This is a genomic window from Peptoniphilus genitalis (assembly GCF_023614525.1).
GTDB classification, from domain to species: domain Bacteria; phylum Bacillota; class Clostridia; order Tissierellales; family Peptoniphilaceae; genus Peptoniphilus_A; species Peptoniphilus_A genitalis.
This window is the reverse complement of sequence record NZ_CP097885.1, coordinates 1818405-1838306: the sequence shown is the minus strand read 5'-3', so window position 1 is coordinate 1838306 and position 19902 is coordinate 1818405. Positions and strand designations below refer to the sequence as shown.

Here is a 19902-nt window from a genome sequence, read left to right as displayed (position 1 = left end):
TATTACACCTCCATGTTTTTTATCCTTCCAAAATTCCAACCATTAATTAGAAAATTGTTCAACGTATTCTCTTTTACACATTTTTCTAATTTCCCGTTATTTATCCATTTCCTATTTTTGCTATTCTCAGAAAGTTTTTTTCTACTTTTTTCAGAAATCACTTTTCCTTTATGTGATTCAGATATTTTCTTCTTAACATCTCCATAATTCATATTGTATGAATGAGTACACCATTCTAAATTTTCTAATTTGTTATTAGCTTTGTTTTCATCAAGATGATTTACTTCCTCATAGTTATTTGGATTAGGCAAAAAAGAAAGAGCCACCAATCTGTGAACGAGCAAATTTTTTTTGCTACCATTCTTCCAGAGGTAAACTCTTTTGTATCCATTAGGTTGAAAATCTCCCTTTAATATTAAATTATTACTTTTTATGCTTCTAATATTACCTAGAGTAGATGCCTGATATTCATCTTCATATCCAGGAATATCTTTCCATACTTCTATTGAATTCAATGAAACCTCTTACTTTCTACTTCTTAGAAGTTTTTCCATCATATCTTCTCCATAATCTTCATATACTTCCGTGCAGTTTTCTTTAACTATGTCATAAATCTCGTACCATAGAAGATTGGCCGTCTTTTGAAATTGTGAAGACATCTGTACAAAGGGAGAGGCAATAACTCCACCAGTTGTAGGATGCTTTCCTAAAAGTCCAAATTGACTTATTGCCTCTTCACATTGAATGTATCTTGCAAAAGCCTGGGAGTAGGATTCTAATAATCTTGGATTTACTAAGTTTTCACAGTTTCTCTGTTTTAGCCATCCCCAGGTCTCTTTATATATTTCATCAGCACCAAGTGGTATACCATTTTTTTGCTTTGCAGATAGATAGTCACTAGGAGCTGGCATATCCGTTCCATCAAGAACAGCACCGTCTGGTAAGTCAACTGCATCTATTTCTTCTGGAGTAAATGTTGGAATATCATTCATTAGTATTTCTACTTTTTTACCTTTTTCTATTTTTTCAGCAGCAGGCTGTGGTTTCCCTCCTGCTTTTACTCTTCTTCCACCTCTGTATGTTCCGTCTTTAGCGATAGTATCACCTCCTAGTTTATTATTTTCTTTAATAGGGCCTTTGAACCCGTTTTTTTGTGCGTGAGAGGGCGGCACCGTTGGTAGGGGATTCACTCGTAGAGATTAAGACTCCCCCTACCCACGGAAAACTATCCTCCAAACCTATCTCCACTCTTTGCATGAATCTTTGAGTGACAAGATTTACAAAGACTCATAAGATTATCTTCATCATTAGTTCCACCACGAGAAAGAGGAAGTATGTGATGTACTTCCTCTACCTTTGTCATTCTATTTTCTTTTAAACACATCTCACAAAGTGGATGCTCTGCTACATATCTTTTTCGTATAAGTCTCCATGCTTTTCCATAACGCTTATGAGTTTTAGGATCTCGTTTATATTTTTCATAGTTTTTGTTGTATTCTTTCTCATGTTTCTTACAGAATCGTCCATCAACTAACTCTGGACAACCTGGATGTGAACATGGTCTCTTAGGTTTTCTTGGCACTTTATCACTCCATAAAGAAAGCCTCGAAGATTAAATCTTCAAGGCTCTATTAATTATTCTTTTGCTATTTTAATAATACTACAACTCCATAGTGACATTCTATGACATTTCATGACAAGGTTTGATTAGATTTGAAGTTTCTTTTAATCCCAGATTGTGAAGCCTATGAATATGCCTAATATCGTAATTCATATCAACTGCTATCTTCTCCCAAGTCTCATAACAAAGATATCTTTTTTCAAGGATAACTTGAAGTTCCTTATTTTGAATCTGTTTGATTGTTCCAACCATCTCTGCTTTCAAATCTACAAGTTTATCTATATCCCTATTAATCTCTTCTTGGAGATCTACAATCTTTACGATAGTATCTTCAAGTTTTGATGGTCCTCTATTAGGACTCTTAGGCATATCTGATAAGGTCGATGTAGCTTTTGTTGCTAGAGCGTTGAGTGATTCAACTTGCTCCAGCTTTGAGTTTATTCTCTTGTCTAAATAAAAAGCTTGTTTTAAATATTCTTTTGCATTCATTTCTTACCTCCATAAGTATTGAGGTAAGTTCTCTATAGAACCTCTACTCATTTTAGATTTGCTTTTACTGCATCAATGAGTGCAGCTTGTGTCTTGTTCTTATTTTCTAATGATTTCATTACATCTTCATCAATAGTTCCTTTAGATAAGATATGATGAATTACAACTGTTTCTTTCTGACCCTGCCTATATAGTCTGGCATTGGTTTGTTCATAAAGTTCTAATGACCAAGTAAGAGAAAACCAAATAAGTGTTGAGCCACCTGCTTGTAGGTTTAATCCATGACCAGCAGATGCTGGATGGATAATGGCTACAGGAATCTTACCTTGATTCCATTCTTTAAAGTCCTCACTTGTCTTAAGTTCTCTTACATCAAACTTGTCTTTTATTCTTTTTAAATCTGACTTATACCAATAAGCTATCAGAACAGGTTTACCATTTGCACCCTCTATTAAATCTTCCAAGGCATCAAGTTTTCTATCATGAATATGAATCATATTTTTATCTTCATCATAAACAGAGCCTGACGCCATTTGAAGTAACTTATTAGAAAGTGCAGCAGCATTAACTGCATCTATATCTTTATCCTTAATACTAACAACCAAGTCTTTTTTTAAGGTTTCATAGATATCTCTTTCTTTGTCTGATAGATTTACAAAGACTTCATTGTTTATCTTCTCTGGCATTTTTAGGTAATCTTCAGCTTTCATAGAAACTGTTATATCTGATATTTTTTCATAGATTGCATCTTCAGCAAAAGGTAGTGGTTTGTAAGAATAAATGATTGGTCCGTTTCTTTTATCTGGTTTGAAGTAGATTTCTCTGTACTGACCAATAAATCTGCCAAGTCTTTGACCCATATCAAGCAGTCTAAACTCAGCCCACAAATCCATTAGACCATTTGATGATGGAGTTCCAGTAAGACCAACTATTCTTTTTACCTTTGGTCTAACTTTCATCAAGGCCTTAAACCTCTTTGATCTATGAGACTTAAAAGATGATAATTCGTCAATTACAATCATATCGTAGTTAAAGGACAGTTCGCTCTTATTTATTAGCCAATCTACATTTTCCCTATTGATTAGATAAATATCTGCCTGTTTATTTAATGCTTTTATTCTTTCCTTTTCACTACCTATGACTACTGAATATTTTAAGATATCAAGATGAGACCATTTTTCTATTTCTTCCTTCCATGTATCTCTAGCAACTCTTAATGGTGCTATTATTAGAACTTTAGAAATTTCAAAAGAATCAAAGAGTAAATCTTTTATAGCTGATAAGCTTATGACCGTCTTGCCGAGACCCATATCCAATAGAAGTGCAGATTCTTTATTTTCTTTAATAAACTCAGTAGCATATTTTTGATATTTATGTGGAGTGTATTCCAATTAGTCACCTCCAATCCTCTTTATTATTTCATCAATGTTTTCTTTTGAATCAAGAACATAAACCTTAAAACCTAAATCTTTAAATTGCCTTATTCTCTTTTTCTGGATTGCTCTTACTTCTCCTCTAGGTCTTTTTGTTTCCACAAATCCAATCTTTCCTTTAGGTAGAAGTATTATCCTATCTGGTATTCCCGTCATTGAAGGAGATGTAAATTTAAGACAAAGACCCTTATTCTCTTTTACTCTTTTAACAAGGGCAGATTCAATCTCTTTCTCTCGCAATTTTCATACTCCCTCCATGCGTTCTCAAAAGTCATCATACAATCATAACAAGCACCCTGGCTTTTTAAATAATTTTTAATCAGTCTTTTCCAGCCCTTAAATTTCCCTGTTTTATTTTTAGGAAAGTCTCTATCTTGCTTCATATCTCTTGCTAAATCTCCTCTTGGAGACTTTTCATTTAAGTGATTTTTCATCATGTAATTATAGAAATTCATAAATCCTCCATTTTTTTAAGTGTTGTATAGTGTAGCTTTATATAAACCTTTTACACGAGAGAATAAAAATAATATATAAAAGAAAGTAGGCTATAACTATTCACACCATACAAAATGCGTATATTAAGCCATTTTACTGTTAAGTCAAGTGTAAATAGTCATGTCTTTTTGTAGTTTAGTGTATACATTTTTCATTAATTAAGAAAAACTTTTTTCTCTACAATCATCTTTATTTAGCCTATAAATGCTACACTAAGATGCATTTATAAAAAGTCGTCTTCCGACTCCATTAAATCATTGATGGTTATACCACCCCATTCAATTCCCCTATTTGTCCTTTTCTTTTCATAACCTTCTGCTATAAGGGCTCGTGAAAAATCTCTATTATTCCTAATGTATTCTCCATTTGAACCAGCCCACTCACGATAAACTTGATATAACCTTGCACTCATTTCTTTAAAATTTGTTCCTTTTATGCATTTATCTGAAATAAAATGGTTTATCCAGTCATTTTCTTCTTTATATGATTTTTTTGCATCATCTACTACATTACACTTTGGATATTTAAAGCCTGCATCTATATATTCTTTTGCTCCTTCAATCATCCACTGTAGAATTGCCTCACCTGCTTTTTCTAGGAGCTTATCTATATAGTCTGTCTTAGGATTTTTAATGGCGACAGAAAATGGAGCCACCACAATTCTTCTCCAGGTACCTCGATCATTAGATCCTACCTTTGGTAAATGATTTGTATAGAGAATAGTAGAATGCGTTGGCGTAAATGAAAATGGTGCATAGTATTTTCTTTCTGCTGAAATATCATCAACACTTGCTATCTGCTTTAGCATTGAACTTGACAGTCTTTGACCCTCTTCTGTTTCAGAGGCTAGAATAAATCTCTTACCACATAACTCTGCAAGATCAACCTTCACATTCTTTGCTCTTGTTGTTAAAGACTCAGCTGGGATTTTACCTGCATAGTCTCCAAGAACGTGAGCCTCTGAATTAAAGACTGTAGACTTCCCATTTCCTCCATCTCCATAAGCTATAAGGAGTGCTTCTTCATAAACATGACCTATTAATGTCGACCCTGCATGGAACTTTAAGAAATTAATAAACTCATCATCTCCACCAGTTACATCCCTTAAAGTAGCTATCCACATATCCATATTATCCTTACTTGGAGCTAGGGCAGTAATCTTCGCGCAATAGTAAGATGGGTCATGCTCTTTTATTTCACTTGTTTTTAAATCAATAACTCCAACAGGTGTATTTAAAATAAAAGCATCTGCATCAAGTTTTTCATTTTTAACTTCTAACAAAGACTTAGCTAGTTTTAATATTCCAGATACTTTTCCGTGGTCGTTCATTTTTTTAGCAAAATTGAGATAAGCTTTTGCACTATTTATTTTTAATTTTGCTTGTGCTTTTTCTTCCTTACTTCCCATCATTTCAGCATCTGCTAATTCTTGATAGGTCTCTTTAAATTCAATGCTTGCATTTTCTAAAACTTTTTTGGCAGTCTCCATATAAAGACTCATTACTTTTAGCTCAGAATCTTCCCACTTCTTGCCCGTCCAATAAAGCCAGCCTTGAGATATCGTGTAGATAGCTTTATCTTTGTTATGCTTAGTAAAGATTTCTGCCATTGCTATATCTGTAAGTTTCTCTGGCTTATATTTCTCATATCTTTCATTGTATTCTTCAGGTGGCACATAATCTTCACTTGCTGCTACCTTTTTATAAAATTTACAAGCTGACCTCCATATTTGTTCTAGTTCATCATCTGGAAGTGGTGGAGAACAAAGTGATGCTTTTTTATCGAATAATTCTCTTGCCTCATCTGTATTTCCATATCGAATTAGAACCTTACCAGCGAAATGATTCATAGTTGAGTTTCTAGAGCCTTGATGAATCAAATCTTGAGAGTTATCAAAATTTTCAAAGTCGTCCTTTAGGATTTCTGTTACATATTTTCTCCCTCTAACTATTTCAACAACAGGGTTCTTAACGCCAAAGAAAAATCTCGCTCCATCTAGTGCATTACCATCAAAGAAAGTATAAGTCTCTGCCAAGCTTTCTTTTATGCCTACATATTCAGCTAAATTTGTAATCTTAGGAATTGGAAAATATATGTGCATTCTTGGTCTTGCAGCTTTTCCATTTTTTTCTTTTCTATGGTTTCTGCTGTAAACTATAGCAAATTTAACTCCATCAAATATTCTCTTTAAATCATTAGCTGAAATCCAGTCATCTGGATTTTCTGAATGATCGTTGTCTATATCCATGGGAACACATTCCGACTCTATAAAATTATCATTGGATCGATAGGAATTTTTATACTTAGCCATTACATGATCAAAACTTGCGGCTTTCTCAAATGACCTAACATCTAGTGCATTAACTTCATTTGGATAAACACAGTTTGACTCCACTCCCATTAAGTTTGAGGTGTATATTTTCAATTAGGATACCTCCTTTATATAACGAATCTTCATTTTTCTCTTCTTAGCAATTTTTATTTCTTCTGCCATTCCAGGACTTATATGATCACCAAAAGCCCAGACTTCTTCACATTTTCCAAGAAGGACATAATTAAAATGCATGGCAAGTCTTCTCTCACTTTCATCACTCATAAACTGAGGAAATAAAAGATGTGGTGCTATGGGAATATTTCCTTTATCTAAGGCATATCGAGAATACTTCTGTGCCTTGATGACATTATTTTCTAGATCTTCAGAAAATGGACTGCAGATATATACCAGGGGATAGTATCTCTTCTCTGCATTTTTAATTGCTTGATAAGGAGTGGGATCCTTGCACCCACTCCCGTTGTATAGTTCCTTATTCATAAATATCCCTCATTGTTTCACTACAAGTATTACAGCAAACTTGAGTAGAAAATAAATCGCCATCTTCCAATACTTTATTTAATTCTACTCGAACTTCTTTTCCACACTTTGGACAGGTGCAAAAGACATTCTCATCATTTATTTCAATGCTTATTTCCATAGAATCATTGATTTTTTCTTTCACATAAAACATGAATAAACCTCCATTAATCTTTCTTATAAAATTCACTTTCAAATCCATCTGCATCTAATATAAGTCCAGGTGCCCAACTAGGAAGTAAGGACATTATTTGATTTACTTCCTCGATACTAGATGAATTACTTTCTATTACAACTTCATCATGAATATGCATGACGATATTAAATCCTTTTTGTTCAAGTCTCATCATAGCCTCAGCGAGAATATCCCTTGCGATAGCTTGAACTATATTCTCTACAAACTTTCCGCCGTAGGATTCTATCTTGTCCCATTTATTTCCTACTACTATTCCCTCATAGACTATTGACTCTCCACCAAATCGATTCATCCCTATCTTTGCCTTTGGATAAGCAAGTCGTCTTTTTGAAGGAAGTTCTATGAAAAGAATGCCTTTTTCATAGCTAATAACTAAGCTCTTATATTTTTCTTTAGTTCTAGTCTTTACAACCCTTCTTACGACTGAATCTATGTCCCACCAAAGACTCACTATATTTGGATTAGCCTCTCGCCAGGAATCAACTATTGATTGAAGTTCATCTTCAGACAAACCCATCTCAATACCACCCATAGCTTTAAGAGCACCTAAGGCTCCTTGGTAGCCACAGTTGTGAACTAATTTCCCTGATACGGTAAAACGGTTATTCTTTCCGGCATTTCGTATATCATAAAGTCTAGTCTTGCTTCTATACCTTTCCAATTTTTTCTTTTCTCGAATACAGCTAATTCTGCATCTTCTATAATTTCGTCTCGGCTTAATCCTTTTGAAAGTTTCCTTATAACAACACTTCGTGCATAAGGCCAGTATTTTTGATGAAATTCTGTTAATACAGTATTTCTCTTGTTCGAAGCATTCTCTATACGAGTCGCAAATCTTAAGTTGCCTCTTTCGTAATGCCCATTGTTGTCTATTCTGTCTATTTCTAGTTCTCTTTTTGGCAATCCAAATCTTTCTATTAAATAAAGACCTGCCTCTAGAATTGATGGAAACTTGAATTTTATTCCTCTTTCTCCATAGTTTTTGAACTCTGGATCTTTTGGGTTGGTACACCTTTGCTTTGCTGCTGTTAGCCTTCTGTCCAACCATCGTGGAATTTGTCTTGGCTGGGAGCAAGCTTGACATCCTTTTGACCTTCCTGTTGTTAAATTTCCCCTGTCTTGCCATTGAATGCTTCCACAGCCTTGACATCTTGTGAGGACATAACAAGAATTCCAGTTTTTCGCCCATCTTTTTTCTGGGCTTATAATCTTCACCCACCCGTATTGTTCTCCTACCATCTCCTGATTGTAGGAGATGTGCTCCGCTGGTGGCAGCTTCTCCAAATTGTATTGGCTTTTCTTGCCCCTCGATCCATACGATATGGTCTTTTGTTGCTCTAAGCCCATCATATTCAATCACTTCTCCTATCCCCTTATATATAACTCCATCATGTGAAACCCAGTTTTCTCCATCCCATAATTTATGAGCTTTTGTAAGTTTTTCTATAGGAACTAACCCCTTATCTGTAAGAACCAACTCGCCTTCAGCAATACAAGCTAACGTCGCTATCTTTCCTTTTTGTCTAAGATGACCATTTACTCCATGCTTTTCAACTGGCACTCCAAACATCCTTGATGCTGTTCTGCAATAGATATCTTCTCCATTTTCAAAGGCATCCAGTACCCATTGTTCTCCTGCAAGCCATGCAAGGACACGGGCCTCTATTGCTGAAAAGTCTGAAATAATAAACCTGGTGCCTTCTTTTGCTATAAAGGCTGTCCTTATTAGTTGGGATAAAATATCTGACGGGGATTCATAGAGAATTTCCATAGTTTCATAATCTCTATTTTTTACAAGACTTCTTGCAAGTTCTAAATCTTTTAGATTGTTTCTTCTTAAGTTTTGAACTTGAATAAGTCTTCCTGAATACCTTCCAGTTCTATTTGCACCATAAAATTGGATCAGACCCCTTGCTCGATTGTCTTTTCCTTTTACATTTTTCATAGCATCATATTTTCTAACTGAAGACTTAGATAATTCCTGTCTAAGTTCCAAGACTTCTTTAATATCTCCTTCAGCGTTTTTAAGAGCAGACTCTACATCTTTCTTAGCTAAAGACTCTATCTCTAAGCCTTTCTTATTTAGCCATTCTTTAAGCTGTAAGGGAGAATTTGGATTCTCAAGACCAGTTAATCCTATAGCTCTATCCATGTTTTCATCTCGTAATATCTCATCAAATTTAATAGCTGAATCAACTAAAACTTCATCAATTAAGATTCCTCTGTCATTGATGGTTTGGTCTATCCAGTAGTTTTCCCATTCTGATTGAGGCATAGGAAAGGCTGATAGTTTTTTCTTAATAGCCATTTCTGTTTCCACATCTCTTTGGTTATATTCCTTAAAGATAGACCACTTTTCTAAATCGTGATGTGGTAGATTTCTTGTCCTCATACCATTGGTTTTAGTTGGTTTACAAGGAATAGAAAAATATCTTATGAGAGCCTTGCCTTCATTCATTTTTTGCTTATCTAGTTTTAAAACCTCTCCTACTTTTTCAAGAGATAGAGGTAGACCAAGATAAGCCGACCAAATCATGGTGCAGTACCAACCTTGAGGTTTTAATCGCTCTCCAAGAAATCTAGATAAACACACCCTTTCAAAGTTTGCGTTAAAGGCCCACTTTTCTATAGTTTCATCTCTAAGTGCTGATAATATTTCTTCAGGAATAATCTCTCCACTTGCCAAATCTATGACCTTAACTTCTCCATCATCAATAGAATAGGCAAAGAGGAGGATTTCAAAATCCTCACTCTCAGCATATTTGTATACACCACTTTTGCCTAAGTCAACTGAAGAATAGGTCTCAAGATCTATGGACAATCTCTTCATAGCTATCACTAAGCTTTGTTAATTCTGCTAAATTATTTTTTCTATCTTCTTTTATTTGTTTTTCTATTTTTCTAATATCTCTATCTAGTTCTTTTAACTGAGCTTGTAAAAATCCAAGCTTATAACATAAAAAGGACCAAATAGCTAAAACTATCGCTGTAATTAAATAGTCCATTTCTACCTCCTATGCTAAGAAATCTTCGTCATCATCGTCCATCGCATCGAAGTCATCTGCTGCATTAGACCTATTTCCTAGAGGTTGACCATCTCTTAGTTTTTGAATATTTCCAAGGCCAACGGCCACTCCTTTATTACCATTCACATTGTAGGCGTAGAAGTTAAGTGATACTCTTGCATAAACTCCTGAGTAAACTTCACTTCTATCAAGAATTGGTTCTACGTTTCTATCTACAATTTGAGGTGCTGTCATAGAGTTGGCATTTAAGAAGTATGCATCTGCATAAGCCTCATCATCTTTTTCTGTGTCACCATCTCTTAATGGAAGTTTGATAGCTTTCTTATTTGGTTTCTTTCCATTGAATTTAGAAAGTCCTTCATCAATAGCAGCATCTACTGCTTTTTCAATCTTCTCGATTGTCTTTTGGTCGCTCTTTGGAATAATGACGGATACTGAGTATCTTTCTTTACCACCATTGATTGACTTTGGTTCCCATACATTTGCATAGCTTAATCTAACTTCGCCTGTAATTACTTTTGTTTTATTCATATTTGACATATTATTTACCTCCAAATTCTTCTTTAACATTGTCAATTTTTACTTCTTCCCTCTTGTCATCAATGCTTACTAAGGTTAACTTTCCTTTTGGTTTTTCTAATAAGTCAGTGATATTTTCATCAAAGATTTTCTTACCTAGTAACTTAGTCATAGCTGTGATGCCAAGTAACTTCTCTTCAAAGGGGTTAAATCCCAGTTCTCTTACTTTCTTAACTACTTCATCTTCATCTCGGTATTTCCTATTAGACCTACCTTCGACAAGTTTTAGATCCTTCCATCTATGACCCTTCATTGCTCTTTCTAAAGCGTAAGCCTTGATATCTTTGACCCATTGTTCCAGTTCGTCTAGTTTTGGTAGAATCTCTTCAATTTCATCATCCGATAGTTCTGGTGGTAGGGTAAATTCTTCTTGTGCTAGTTTTAAGTTTTCTTCCGCTCTTTTTCTACACTTATTCTTAGCTTTACAGAAAATGCACCATTCTCCACACGAGAATTCTCCCTCGCCTTTATATGCTTTCTCAGCAATTTCTCGTATGGTTTCTCCCCACTTATAAAGTTCTGTCTTTTTAATTTCATAAGTTGAGATATTACATCTTCTTGGTTGATAGATATGAAGAATTACTTCCTCAATATCATAAATTCCATCGAAGAGAGTCAGAGCACCAAGTCCATATAACATGAGTTGTGTGTTTTCTTTAGCATCTACTAAAACTCCCTGACCATACTTTAGATCTATTACATGAAGTTCTTTTCCTCCAACAACTACACAGTCAGCAGTTCCAAAGGACTCTTTAACATAGTCTGATAGGTTAAGTCTTTCTTCCACAAAGACGGCTGGGCTTTCATAACTACTTATTACTTCTATTACATATGAGGCATATCCTTCAGTTAACTCATCCATTTCTTCATCATAAAAATCCAAATCTTCAGTAGGATCTTTTACATCTATGCCTAATAACTTTTTTAGTTTATATTCTGCTAAGGCATGAGCCGATGTGCCTTCAAGTGCATAGGGACTAACTTCATCTTCATATTTTTGAGAGAGCCTAACGCTTGGTGGACAGTGAATCCAGCGTGAACTACTTGATGCAGATAATATTGCGTGATCGCCCATCAGAGTTTCTCCACATCTGCTACCAAGTCTTTATATTTACTTGGATCAATTTCAGATAACTTTTTAGCCCCATACTTTTCTAAAAGTTCTCTTATTTTTGCTGTATGGCCTAATCTTGATTTGTCAGCTAGTATCTTTCTAACATCTTCAATCTCATAGGTCTTTTCTTCTTGCTTCACCTTTTCTTCTTTAGGTAGTTCCTCATCACTTTCTAGTGCTGTTAGAAGGACACCTATACTAGATGCAAGATTCTCTGCATCTTCTTTGATTTCCATTAGTAGCTTTATTCTTGACACTTCTTTCTCCTTTCTCTGGTTGCATTAATTCCATAGCTATCTTCTTGGCAACAATTGAGATGGCTATTAAACTTTCTGCCATCTGTTCGTTTTTTACTAAGTCCACTTTGTTCCTCCTTTCATACTCCTTGGGACATTTGCCTTCATTTTGAGTAAGTTGTATATCCTCATACTTCTTAGGACATCCTGTTTGTATTTGAGTAAGACTTCTTCCCTCATATTCCTTAGGACATCTAGTAAGTTTTTGAGTAATTATTTTTTCCAAGGTCTCAATTTCTCTTGAATCTTTGGTAAATGCTTATTTTTGATGTTATTAGCTGTTTTTTGGGATATTCCTACTACTTCTGCGACTTCTCTTTCTTTCATTTCGTAGAGAAAAAGTAGTTTTAGAACTTTTTTATCTCTATCAGAAAATTCACTAATGACTTCTAAGAATGCTTCTTCCAGAAGTTTGTACGTTACTATGTCCTCAGTATTTTTAACGCTAGTTACTTCAAAGTCGTATTCCTCTTCAGCAACATCAAGGGATAAGGGAAGTCCATATTCTTTTGTATCGACAAAGCCTGTTTCTAAGCTTCCTGCTTGGACATAGTTTCCATTTTTCTCAGCCATTGTTTTAATTCTGTCTTTATCTTGTAGTTCTTCTAAATTCTTGTAGGCTCTTTGGATTCTCTTTTTTTCTCTCCAGATTGGTTTCATGTATTCTTTGTAGACTTCTTCACTAACTTCGATTTCTTTGCCATTTATTTCTAAATATCTTTTCTTTGCCATCTTTTGCCTCCTCGCAAAATCTCTAGATCCGCAAGAAGGCCATCCGTAAAAACAAAAAAAGACGGCAATAGAAAACCATGGTTTGGTTTTCCGACTGCCGTCTAGCGTTCTTGCGGATATCTTTTACTTATTTAAAATTTTAATTTCGCCTTTAACTACATAGGCTATGGTTGTACTTTTACCTCGTATGATAGTTAGCTTTTTCTTGTCTTCACTAATATCACAGACTCTTTTTCCTTCTTTGTTTCTTATTTCTATAGGATCACCTCCTTAATATAAAAATAGCCAGATGAGTTTCTTTTTGAATACTCATCCGGCTATTTGATAGTTACATTTACTTCTTTGCTCGGTATGGTTTTTTCTTATTTTTGTTTGATATTTCCAGTGTTGAGATTTTCCCACAGTGTGGACATTTAGCTTGTATCTCTATTTTCTCTAAAGGAATTCTTGATACATCAAAAAATCTCTTTTTACAGACTGGACATGCCATTTGTTCCATAATACCTCCTTATCTTTCCTTGTTAGCTTCTTTGCTAATTTCTTTCTTAAAAAAATATAGCTAAGCTATATTTTAAAAACTAAATTCGTTATATAGTTCTTTTGTTAATTCAAAGTCATTAGGTGCATAGCCTAATACTTTTAATCGAACTAATGCTGCTGTTTTTGATACTTGGAATTGCTCTGATACTTTCATGATGAAATCAAATAGATAAGTCTCATCCTTAATATGCTTATCATAACCCAGATAGTATAAATACTTTATAATCGCTTTTTTATTCATCAAAAGACAAGAAGCAAATGTATTCGCCTGCCATTCTATTGTATCCATAAATCCCCAACGCTTAGTTTTCTTCTTATTAACATCGCCAGTTCGACAAGCTAGTGAAGCAGGCTTTTCTTCTTCATTAAAAAAAGATAGTTGGTTTGGATCTCTATAGAATACACACGGATGGATTACTCCATGTCCACATTCATGAGCTAGGGTAAATCTTCTAAATCCTTTATCTCTTGGATTGTCTAATTGCTTATCTATTAGAATAGTATTGGCTCTATCTGTAAGATATTCTAGTTCCCATTGTCCAGTTTCAACATTTGGCATCAGGCTTTTCATTGTTCGTATTACTTGGTCATCATTAAAGACCATCATCCCTGCATAGCATCCGTTATGAGATAAGTAGGCATATTCAACATTAAACCCTAAATCAAATTCTGCCAGTCCCTCAATATCTACTGCTTCAAAATTTTCAATTGCAGAAGGACAATATTTATTGAGAATTTGCTCGGTCAGTGATTCAATTTGATCTAAAGTGATAAATGGAGCACCTGTACTTGATTTGTTGAAGTTATATTGATACATGCCTACCTCTCTTTTTCAATTTCTTCAATGAATTTTATCCACTCTTCTTCTTTAACATCTAAGTCTCTAGCTTTTCTCAAAGCTACGCTTAAGCCTTTAGTCTTTAAAATATACTCTGGCAAATCAGGTGCCACCGTATTTCTTTGTTTTCCAGCTAAATCCATCATAATGGATGATTCTTCTTCATCCAAGTTTAATATTTTAGCAATTTGGTTCAACCTCTCTAAGTCAAAAGAATCTCTTTTTCCTTTCTCTACATCGCTTAGATACGGTGAGGAAATATTAAGCCTGTCCGCCATATCCTTTAAGGTGATTCTTAAATCCTTTCTCTTCTGAGAGATAAAATCCCCAAAAGTCAGTTCGTGATTGTTCATGATTACCTCCTATTACTTTATTAGCTAATCTGCTAACTTGTTTATATTTTACAACTTATTAATTGATGTGTCAAGTCCTAATATCTATTCTGTTCACTCTCCCTATAAATATCTATCCTGTCTACACACCCCTACGATTTTTACTATTAATATGTTCCCACAAGGTGTTTTCCAAATAGAAAAATGGCTTTTAAGATTTCTTCTAAAATCCTAAAAGCCATTGATTTCAACAGTTTTATAGCTTGTTATTCTATTTTCTTGACATCAATACTACAGTCTCAACATGCATTATCTTTTGCTTGGGAACATAATTTTTTATCCTCGTCATTCTTGTGGGAGCACAATTTATTAATGTCATCGTCTTTGGTATTTTTTCTTTTATCTTTAAAGTTATTAGAATCTTGACTATCTTTAACACCTGTTTTGAAGTAGAATGTCAGGTCATATGGATGAACTGTTCCGTCTTTGTCAATTCTACCCACTACGACTTTATCAACTATGCTTTCAAATACTGTTCTATTAAATTCCTCTATAATTTCTCTATTTTCTAACACCTTTTTAAATTGCTTTAGTCTTTTTTTAATAGAATTTTCATCTTTTATTGTTAGTTCCAGTGTTTTCTTTTCATCAAGTAATTCTTCTTTTTGTTTTGTAAGTTTTTTATACTTTTTAGCATAAACTTCTTCGTCTATCCTATCTTCTAAATGAAGATCAACTAACTTTCTTTCTTGACTAATGATTCTATTTAATTGATTTTCTATCTTTTTCAGATTCTTGACTAATGTATTATCATTTATTTCTTCTTCGACAATTTTTAAAAAGTCATCTATTACTGTTGAATCTGCATGGCATAATTGCCTATAGCTTTCAACAAATGCTTTTTCTATTGCCGCTTCTTGTATTCCCTTTGAATGAGGGCAATATTTTTTACCTTTTTTTGTTGACCTTACACATTGCCAGTTAATTTTTTTGTAAATTGAACTTGTGTGCCAAGTTCTTCTTGAAAGTATTTCTCCACAAAATCCACATTCCAGCATACTTGAAAAAGCGTATTGCCTTGATAGTTTTTCTCTTTTTCTATCCTTGTTAGCAATAGTGTTTCTGTTTTGTGCTCTTCTGAGTCTAATCTCTTGTGCCTTTTCAAAATCTTCTTTTGATATAATTGGCTCGTGATGATTTTCAATGTGGTATTTATCAGATTCACCAAAATTTGCTAGTCTTCTTTTTGTTATGGGATCAACTGTGAAGGTCTTTCCCATTAGTATATCGCCAATATACTTTTCATTTTTAATTATTCCTAACACTGTAGTATCAGACCATTTTGTTTTACCTCTCGGAGTGAGATATCCTTGCTCTTCTAGTTCCCTGCCAATGACTGAGCCACCATTACCCTCTAAATATCTTTTAAAGATGTATCTGACAATTGTGGCTTCTTCTTCATTTATAGAGATACTTTTTGTTATAGGGTCATAGTCGTATCCAAGACAACCTTGAAAACCAATAAGTTCCCCTTTTTCCATTTTCATTTTCAGTCCTTTTTTTACATGGGCTGAGGTATTTTCTACTTCTTGTTGAGCTACTGAACTTAATATTGTTAATAGTAACTCTCCATCCATTGTCAAAGTATCTATATTTTCTTCTTCAAATACTACACCAACATTATTTTCCTTTAGCAGTCTTACATATTTCAAAGTATCTAATGTATTTCTAGCAAATCTTGATATAGATTTAGTGATTATCATGTCTATATCTCCATTTTGACAATCGCTTATTAGTCTCATGAAATCTGCTCTTTTAGTAGCAGTTGTTCCTGTTGTCGCTTCATCTGCATATATACCAGCCAAAGTCCAGTTCTTATTATTTTTTATTAGATTTGTGTAATAATCAACTTGCGACTTATATGATTCAAGTTGGTCTTTACTATCTGTACTTACTCGACAATATGCTGCAACTCGTTTTAAATCTAAATGCAGTGCATTTCTATTTCTTGCTCCTGTATTTGAAGCTTTTATTAATTTTACTTTAGTATTCATTTTACCTCCTTCCCATTTTGTATCTTTCTACAGTGTTATTATATCACAAGATTAACTACTTTCTATCTCTCTTCTTATAATCATTTTCTATTCTATTTTTTATTTTTGTATATTCCTTATCATTAATTAATTTAAGATCATAAAGTCTACATAACATAGCAACTCTCATGCTATAAACTTTTATTGCTTGCATTTTAACCTCCTATGTAAGTTAATTTTTTACCTTGATAAGTTGTTTAAATTTAAAATATACTAATCTCACCTAAGAAATTTATAAATATTCGCAACTCAAAGTATTTTGATTTTTATAGAAAGATGACAAAATACCCCTCACTTTATATAGTGAAATTTGCCCTCTTTGGTAACCAGAATTTTTATTTTTTTATAGTATTTTTGAGTTTTAATGATTAATTGAATATAAAAAATGAGGACTTATGCTATTAGGCATAAATCCTCAAAAATAAAAAATATTATAAAGTTTATATTATGAAGTATTCTAAAAAATACTATTCATAACTTCTCGTTTTTCTTGCGTTTTTATCATATGTCCCTCTTGCAATTTACTAATGTATGCATTTTCACAAATACGTGAAATCAATCACTTTATCACAAACTGACTCTAAAAACTCAACATCATGGGATATTATTAAAATCAGCTTGTCTTTTTCCTTAACTTTCTTTATGTTTTTAGCTACTATTTTCATATTTCTATAGTCCAATCCACTGGTTGGCTCATCGAAAAATAGGATTTTCTTGTCGGATAGTAAAGCGGATAAAATAATCACTCTCTGTTTTTGTCCTCCTGACAAGGTGTGAGGATTTCTATCACCAATGTTTTTTAACTCCATGTCTTTTAACCAAGTATCTAAAGCATTATCATCTTTAATATTTGATGTTAATACTATTTCATCTTTGACAGTGTCCGTGAATAACTGATAGTTCACTTCCTGCATAATAAGCAGGCTCTCATTTAGCCTACTTTTTATATTTAAATTCTCACCATCTCTTAAAATTTTCCCTTTATTTTCTTTGTATAAGCCACATATGATTTTTGCTAATGTAGACTTCCCAATTCCATTTTCTCCAACAATCCCAATAATATTGCCATAGCTAAATTTAAGATCCTTAATGGACAAAATTGTTTTGGTACTTCTTTTGAACATCAGATTTTTTAACTCTAATAAAGTCCCTTTATTTGAAGTTTCAAAATCATCAAATCTTTCAATGGCTTTATAATCAGAATTCCTAAGTCCCGTTCTCATTCGTTCATCTTCACTTAGATTTTCAATTTCGTCCATACTATATTCTCTGATGATTTTCCCATCCTCTAAGTATATTGCTCTATCAACAATGTCTTTTAAATACCACAACCTGTGTTCTGCAATAATAATAGTTTTTCCTAAAGATTTAAGCTTTTTTATTGTAAGAGATAATTCTTTCATTGACTTTATGTCTAAGCTTGAAGATGGTTCATCAAGAATAAATATCTCAGGGTTTAATGCGTAAATGCTTGCTATAGCAATCTTCTGCTTTTCTCCTCCAGAAAGATTGAATATATTTTTATTCATCAAGTTTTCAAGATGAAGCTCTTTTTCAACTTCGTCAATCCTTTTGTTAATTACTTCTCTTTCTATTCCGTAATTTTCTAAACCAAAAGCAATTTCATCGGTTGTATTGGTTGTATAAAACTGTGTTTTAGGATTTTGAAAAACCGAGCCTACATTCTTAGATAATTTATAAATTGGTGTAGTAAATGTATTCATACCATTGACCATAACACTGCCAGAAATGTCCCCATCATAAAACTCAGGTATTATACCGTTCATAAGCTTTAATAGAGTCGACTTTCCGCAACCGCTCCTACCACACAGAAGAATGCATTCCCCTTTTTTGATTTTCAAATTTATATCTTTTAATGAGTAATCAGATCCTCCCTTATACTTAAAACTTAATTCTATAATTTCAATCATAAGTCCCACCCTGATACTTTCATAAATATTACTATTGATAAAATTAAAATCATAAGAATTAGAACACCAATATCATTTTTTCTAAACTTAATTAGGTGTCTACTTGTTTTGTTAACAGGAGCATCGAGTCCCCTTATAATGGCTGATTGAGAGAGCTCATCCCCAATTTCTATCACACTTACGAACAATGGCACAAAAAAATATTCCATAATTAATGTTGGTCTTCTTGTTAAATTGATTAAGTTAAAATTAATTCCTCGAGTTTTCATCGCCATATTTATATGACTCCATTCGTCTTTAATAGTAGGCAAACATCTAAATATTACAGAAATCATTATGAGCGAGTCTTTTGAAAGTTTTAATTTTTGTAAAGTTGCTACTGCAATGGAAACAGATGTGGAATTTAAAATCCATTTACCCACGATAATACATGGCAAAAATTTTCTTCCAATTGCTAAGATAAATAAAATTAAATTCAAAAGAAAATTCATATTAAAATAGGCTAAAGATTTTTCCAATACTACACTTATTACAAAAAATAAAATATACCTTATAGCGGATTTTTTATAACCATCGCTAATAATAATGACAAGGAAAAATAATGTAATAAGGGTTTGATAGATCCAATCAAACCCTAAAAAAATTAAAATATTCGCACCTATAAGCAAGATAAGTTTTGTTCTGAGGTCATATTTTGACCCCAGAACAAACTTTGAATTTTCCATTATAAAACTCCTGCGGATTCCAACTTTTTATTTAGTATTTTCTTTGTAAAATAAGAACCAATCAAAGAGAATATAAATGTTCCAATAATCATTACTGGTAACATCCATATTGGTGTCCATGCTCTTACTGTGTTACAAAAGCTTTGATCTAATTTACCTTTTATTAAACTTTCAAAAAATGCTTCTCTCATAAGCCAAATTGGTAAGAATCCTCCAAATAAGTTTAGAGAAAAAAACATATGACTAATTGTATTTTTCTTAAAGTCTGTATAATTCCCACCTTTTGCTATGAACATAGCAATTATTCCGGCAGGCACTGCCACTAATGGTGCAATTGGAATATGTCCAGTTGCAACTAATAAAATACTTGGTAAGATAGCTGCGATTACAATAGCAGTAGCTGACTTTGTCTTTGCAAGAAGCATATGATAGGTTGGTGCAGCAAATAGTGCTACAAGCATAGGCATTAGTAAAAATAAAACAGGGACAGGCATAGATATTGCCCCAATGACTGCATATGTTACAAAGTAAAGTGCAATTAAAACACCGGCTGTAACTGCATTTTTTGATGATTTCTTTTGTGTTTTCATAAATTTCCTCCTTTAAAATTG

25 protein-coding genes are annotated in these 19902 nt (G+C 33.3%); all 25 read right to left on the bottom strand.

Translation table 11 applies throughout. The features are described from left to right. Positions 1-2: 2 nt before the first annotated feature. Positions 3-515, bottom strand: coding sequence for an NUMOD4 domain-containing protein (locus M9426_RS08815; RefSeq protein ID WP_002834886.1), 513 nt, complete (start codon positions 513-515; stop codon positions 3-5). Between the two features lie 9 nt (positions 516-524). Then, positions 525-992 carry a P27 family phage terminase small subunit gene (locus M9426_RS08810; protein ID WP_435405873.1) on the bottom strand — a complete coding sequence of 156 codons (468 nt, stop codon included), beginning with the start codon at positions 990-992 and terminating at the stop codon, positions 525-527. Between the two features lie 233 nt (positions 993-1225). Continuing rightward, the gene (locus tag M9426_RS08805) at positions 1226-1582 is read right to left on the bottom strand and encodes an HNH endonuclease (protein WP_250342014.1); all 357 of its coding nucleotides are present in this window, start codon (positions 1580-1582) and stop codon (positions 1226-1228) included. 99 nt (positions 1583-1681) lie between these two features. Continuing rightward, on the bottom strand, positions 1682-2110 hold the full coding sequence (locus M9426_RS08800; RefSeq protein WP_250342013.1) for a hypothetical protein: 429 nt from the start codon (positions 2108-2110) through the stop codon (positions 1682-1684). A gap of 47 nt (positions 2111-2157) precedes the next feature. Further along, entirely contained in the window at positions 2158-3501 is a 1344-nt protein-coding gene (locus M9426_RS08795; protein WP_250342012.1) for a DEAD/DEAH box helicase, read from the bottom strand. Then, entirely contained in the window at positions 3502-3783 is a 282-nt protein-coding gene (locus M9426_RS08790; RefSeq protein ID WP_250342011.1) for a VRR-NUC domain-containing protein, read from the bottom strand. After that, the gene (locus M9426_RS08785; RefSeq protein ID WP_035109046.1) at positions 3741-3998 is read right to left on the bottom strand and encodes a sterile alpha motif-like domain-containing protein; all 258 of its coding nucleotides are present in this window, start codon (positions 3996-3998) and stop codon (positions 3741-3743) included. Before M9426_RS08785 ends, M9426_RS08790 begins: the two co-directional genes overlap by 43 nt. A 263-nt stretch (positions 3999-4261) precedes the next feature. Then, the gene (locus M9426_RS08780; protein ID WP_250342010.1) at positions 4262-6463 is read right to left on the bottom strand and encodes a phage/plasmid primase, P4 family; all 2202 of its coding nucleotides are present in this window, start codon (positions 6461-6463) and stop codon (positions 4262-4264) included. Further along, positions 6464-6850: a DUF7768 domain-containing protein gene (locus M9426_RS08775; RefSeq protein WP_002834899.1), complete on the bottom strand. Its 387-nt coding sequence runs from the start codon at positions 6848-6850 to the stop codon at positions 6464-6466. Continuing rightward, positions 6843-7043, bottom strand: coding sequence for a hypothetical protein (locus tag M9426_RS08770; protein WP_004835125.1), 201 nt, complete (start codon positions 7041-7043; stop codon positions 6843-6845). The genes M9426_RS08775 and M9426_RS08770 overlap by 8 nt, the downstream gene beginning before the upstream one ends. A gap of 13 nt (positions 7044-7056) precedes the next feature. After that, complete coding sequence (locus M9426_RS08765; RefSeq protein WP_250342009.1) at positions 7057-9915, bottom strand: DNA polymerase; 2859 nt, start codon at positions 9913-9915, stop codon at positions 7057-7059. Beyond that, the gene (locus tag M9426_RS08760; protein WP_071125837.1) at positions 9890-10090 is read right to left on the bottom strand and encodes a hypothetical protein; all 201 of its coding nucleotides are present in this window, start codon (positions 10088-10090) and stop codon (positions 9890-9892) included. Before M9426_RS08760 ends, M9426_RS08765 begins: the two co-directional genes overlap by 26 nt. A gap of 9 nt (positions 10091-10099) precedes the next feature. Beyond that, on the bottom strand, positions 10100-10651 hold the full coding sequence (locus M9426_RS08755) for a DUF2815 family protein (RefSeq protein ID WP_019125147.1): 552 nt from the start codon (positions 10649-10651) through the stop codon (positions 10100-10102). 1 nt (position 10652) lies between these two features. Next, positions 10653-11765 (bottom strand): DUF2800 domain-containing protein, encoded by a 1113-nt coding sequence (locus M9426_RS08750; protein ID WP_250342008.1) that lies wholly within the window; start codon positions 11763-11765, stop codon positions 10653-10655. Continuing rightward, positions 11765-12061, bottom strand: a complete 297-nt coding sequence (locus tag M9426_RS08745) for a hypothetical protein (RefSeq protein WP_070699899.1) — start codon at positions 12059-12061, stop codon at positions 11765-11767. The genes M9426_RS08750 and M9426_RS08745 overlap by 1 nt, the downstream gene beginning before the upstream one ends. Further along, on the bottom strand, positions 12003-12326 hold the full coding sequence (locus M9426_RS08740) for a hypothetical protein (RefSeq protein ID WP_250342007.1): 324 nt from the start codon (positions 12324-12326) through the stop codon (positions 12003-12005). Before M9426_RS08740 ends, M9426_RS08745 begins: the two co-directional genes overlap by 59 nt. Continuing rightward, on the bottom strand, positions 12314-12832 hold the full coding sequence (locus tag M9426_RS08735; protein ID WP_250342006.1) for a sigma-70 family RNA polymerase sigma factor: 519 nt from the start codon (positions 12830-12832) through the stop codon (positions 12314-12316). The genes M9426_RS08740 and M9426_RS08735 overlap by 13 nt, the downstream gene beginning before the upstream one ends. Positions 12833-13166: 334 nt before the next feature. Further along, the gene (locus M9426_RS08730) at positions 13167-13331 is read right to left on the bottom strand and encodes a hypothetical protein (protein ID WP_176269516.1); all 165 of its coding nucleotides are present in this window, start codon (positions 13329-13331) and stop codon (positions 13167-13169) included. Positions 13332-13403: 72 nt separating this feature from the next. Next, positions 13404-14189, bottom strand: a complete 786-nt coding sequence (locus tag M9426_RS08725) for an ImmA/IrrE family metallo-endopeptidase (protein ID WP_250342005.1) — start codon at positions 14187-14189, stop codon at positions 13404-13406. A gap of 2 nt (positions 14190-14191) precedes the next feature. After that, the gene (locus M9426_RS08720) at positions 14192-14563 is read right to left on the bottom strand and encodes a helix-turn-helix domain-containing protein (protein ID WP_034440562.1); all 372 of its coding nucleotides are present in this window, start codon (positions 14561-14563) and stop codon (positions 14192-14194) included. A gap of 278 nt (positions 14564-14841) precedes the next feature. After that, positions 14842-16596 carry a recombinase family protein gene (locus M9426_RS08715; RefSeq protein WP_250342004.1) on the bottom strand — a complete coding sequence of 585 codons (1755 nt, stop codon included), beginning with the start codon at positions 16594-16596 and terminating at the stop codon, positions 14842-14844. A 55-nt stretch (positions 16597-16651) separates the two neighbouring features. Further along, the gene (locus M9426_RS08710; protein WP_023054952.1) at positions 16652-16789 is read right to left on the bottom strand and encodes a hypothetical protein; all 138 of its coding nucleotides are present in this window, start codon (positions 16787-16789) and stop codon (positions 16652-16654) included. 385 nt (positions 16790-17174) lie between these two features. Beyond that, positions 17175-18566 carry an ABC transporter ATP-binding protein gene (locus tag M9426_RS08705; protein ID WP_250342003.1) on the bottom strand — a complete coding sequence of 464 codons (1392 nt, stop codon included), beginning with the start codon at positions 18564-18566 and terminating at the stop codon, positions 17175-17177. Continuing rightward, positions 18563-19291, bottom strand: coding sequence for an energy-coupling factor transporter transmembrane component T (locus M9426_RS08700; RefSeq protein WP_250342002.1), 729 nt, complete (start codon positions 19289-19291; stop codon positions 18563-18565). Before M9426_RS08700 ends, M9426_RS08705 begins: the two co-directional genes overlap by 4 nt. After that, positions 19291-19881: an MptD family putative ECF transporter S component gene (locus tag M9426_RS08695; protein WP_106460090.1), complete on the bottom strand. Its 591-nt coding sequence runs from the start codon at positions 19879-19881 to the stop codon at positions 19291-19293. Before M9426_RS08695 ends, M9426_RS08700 begins: the two co-directional genes overlap by 1 nt. Between the last annotated feature and the right edge of the window lie 21 nt (positions 19882-19902).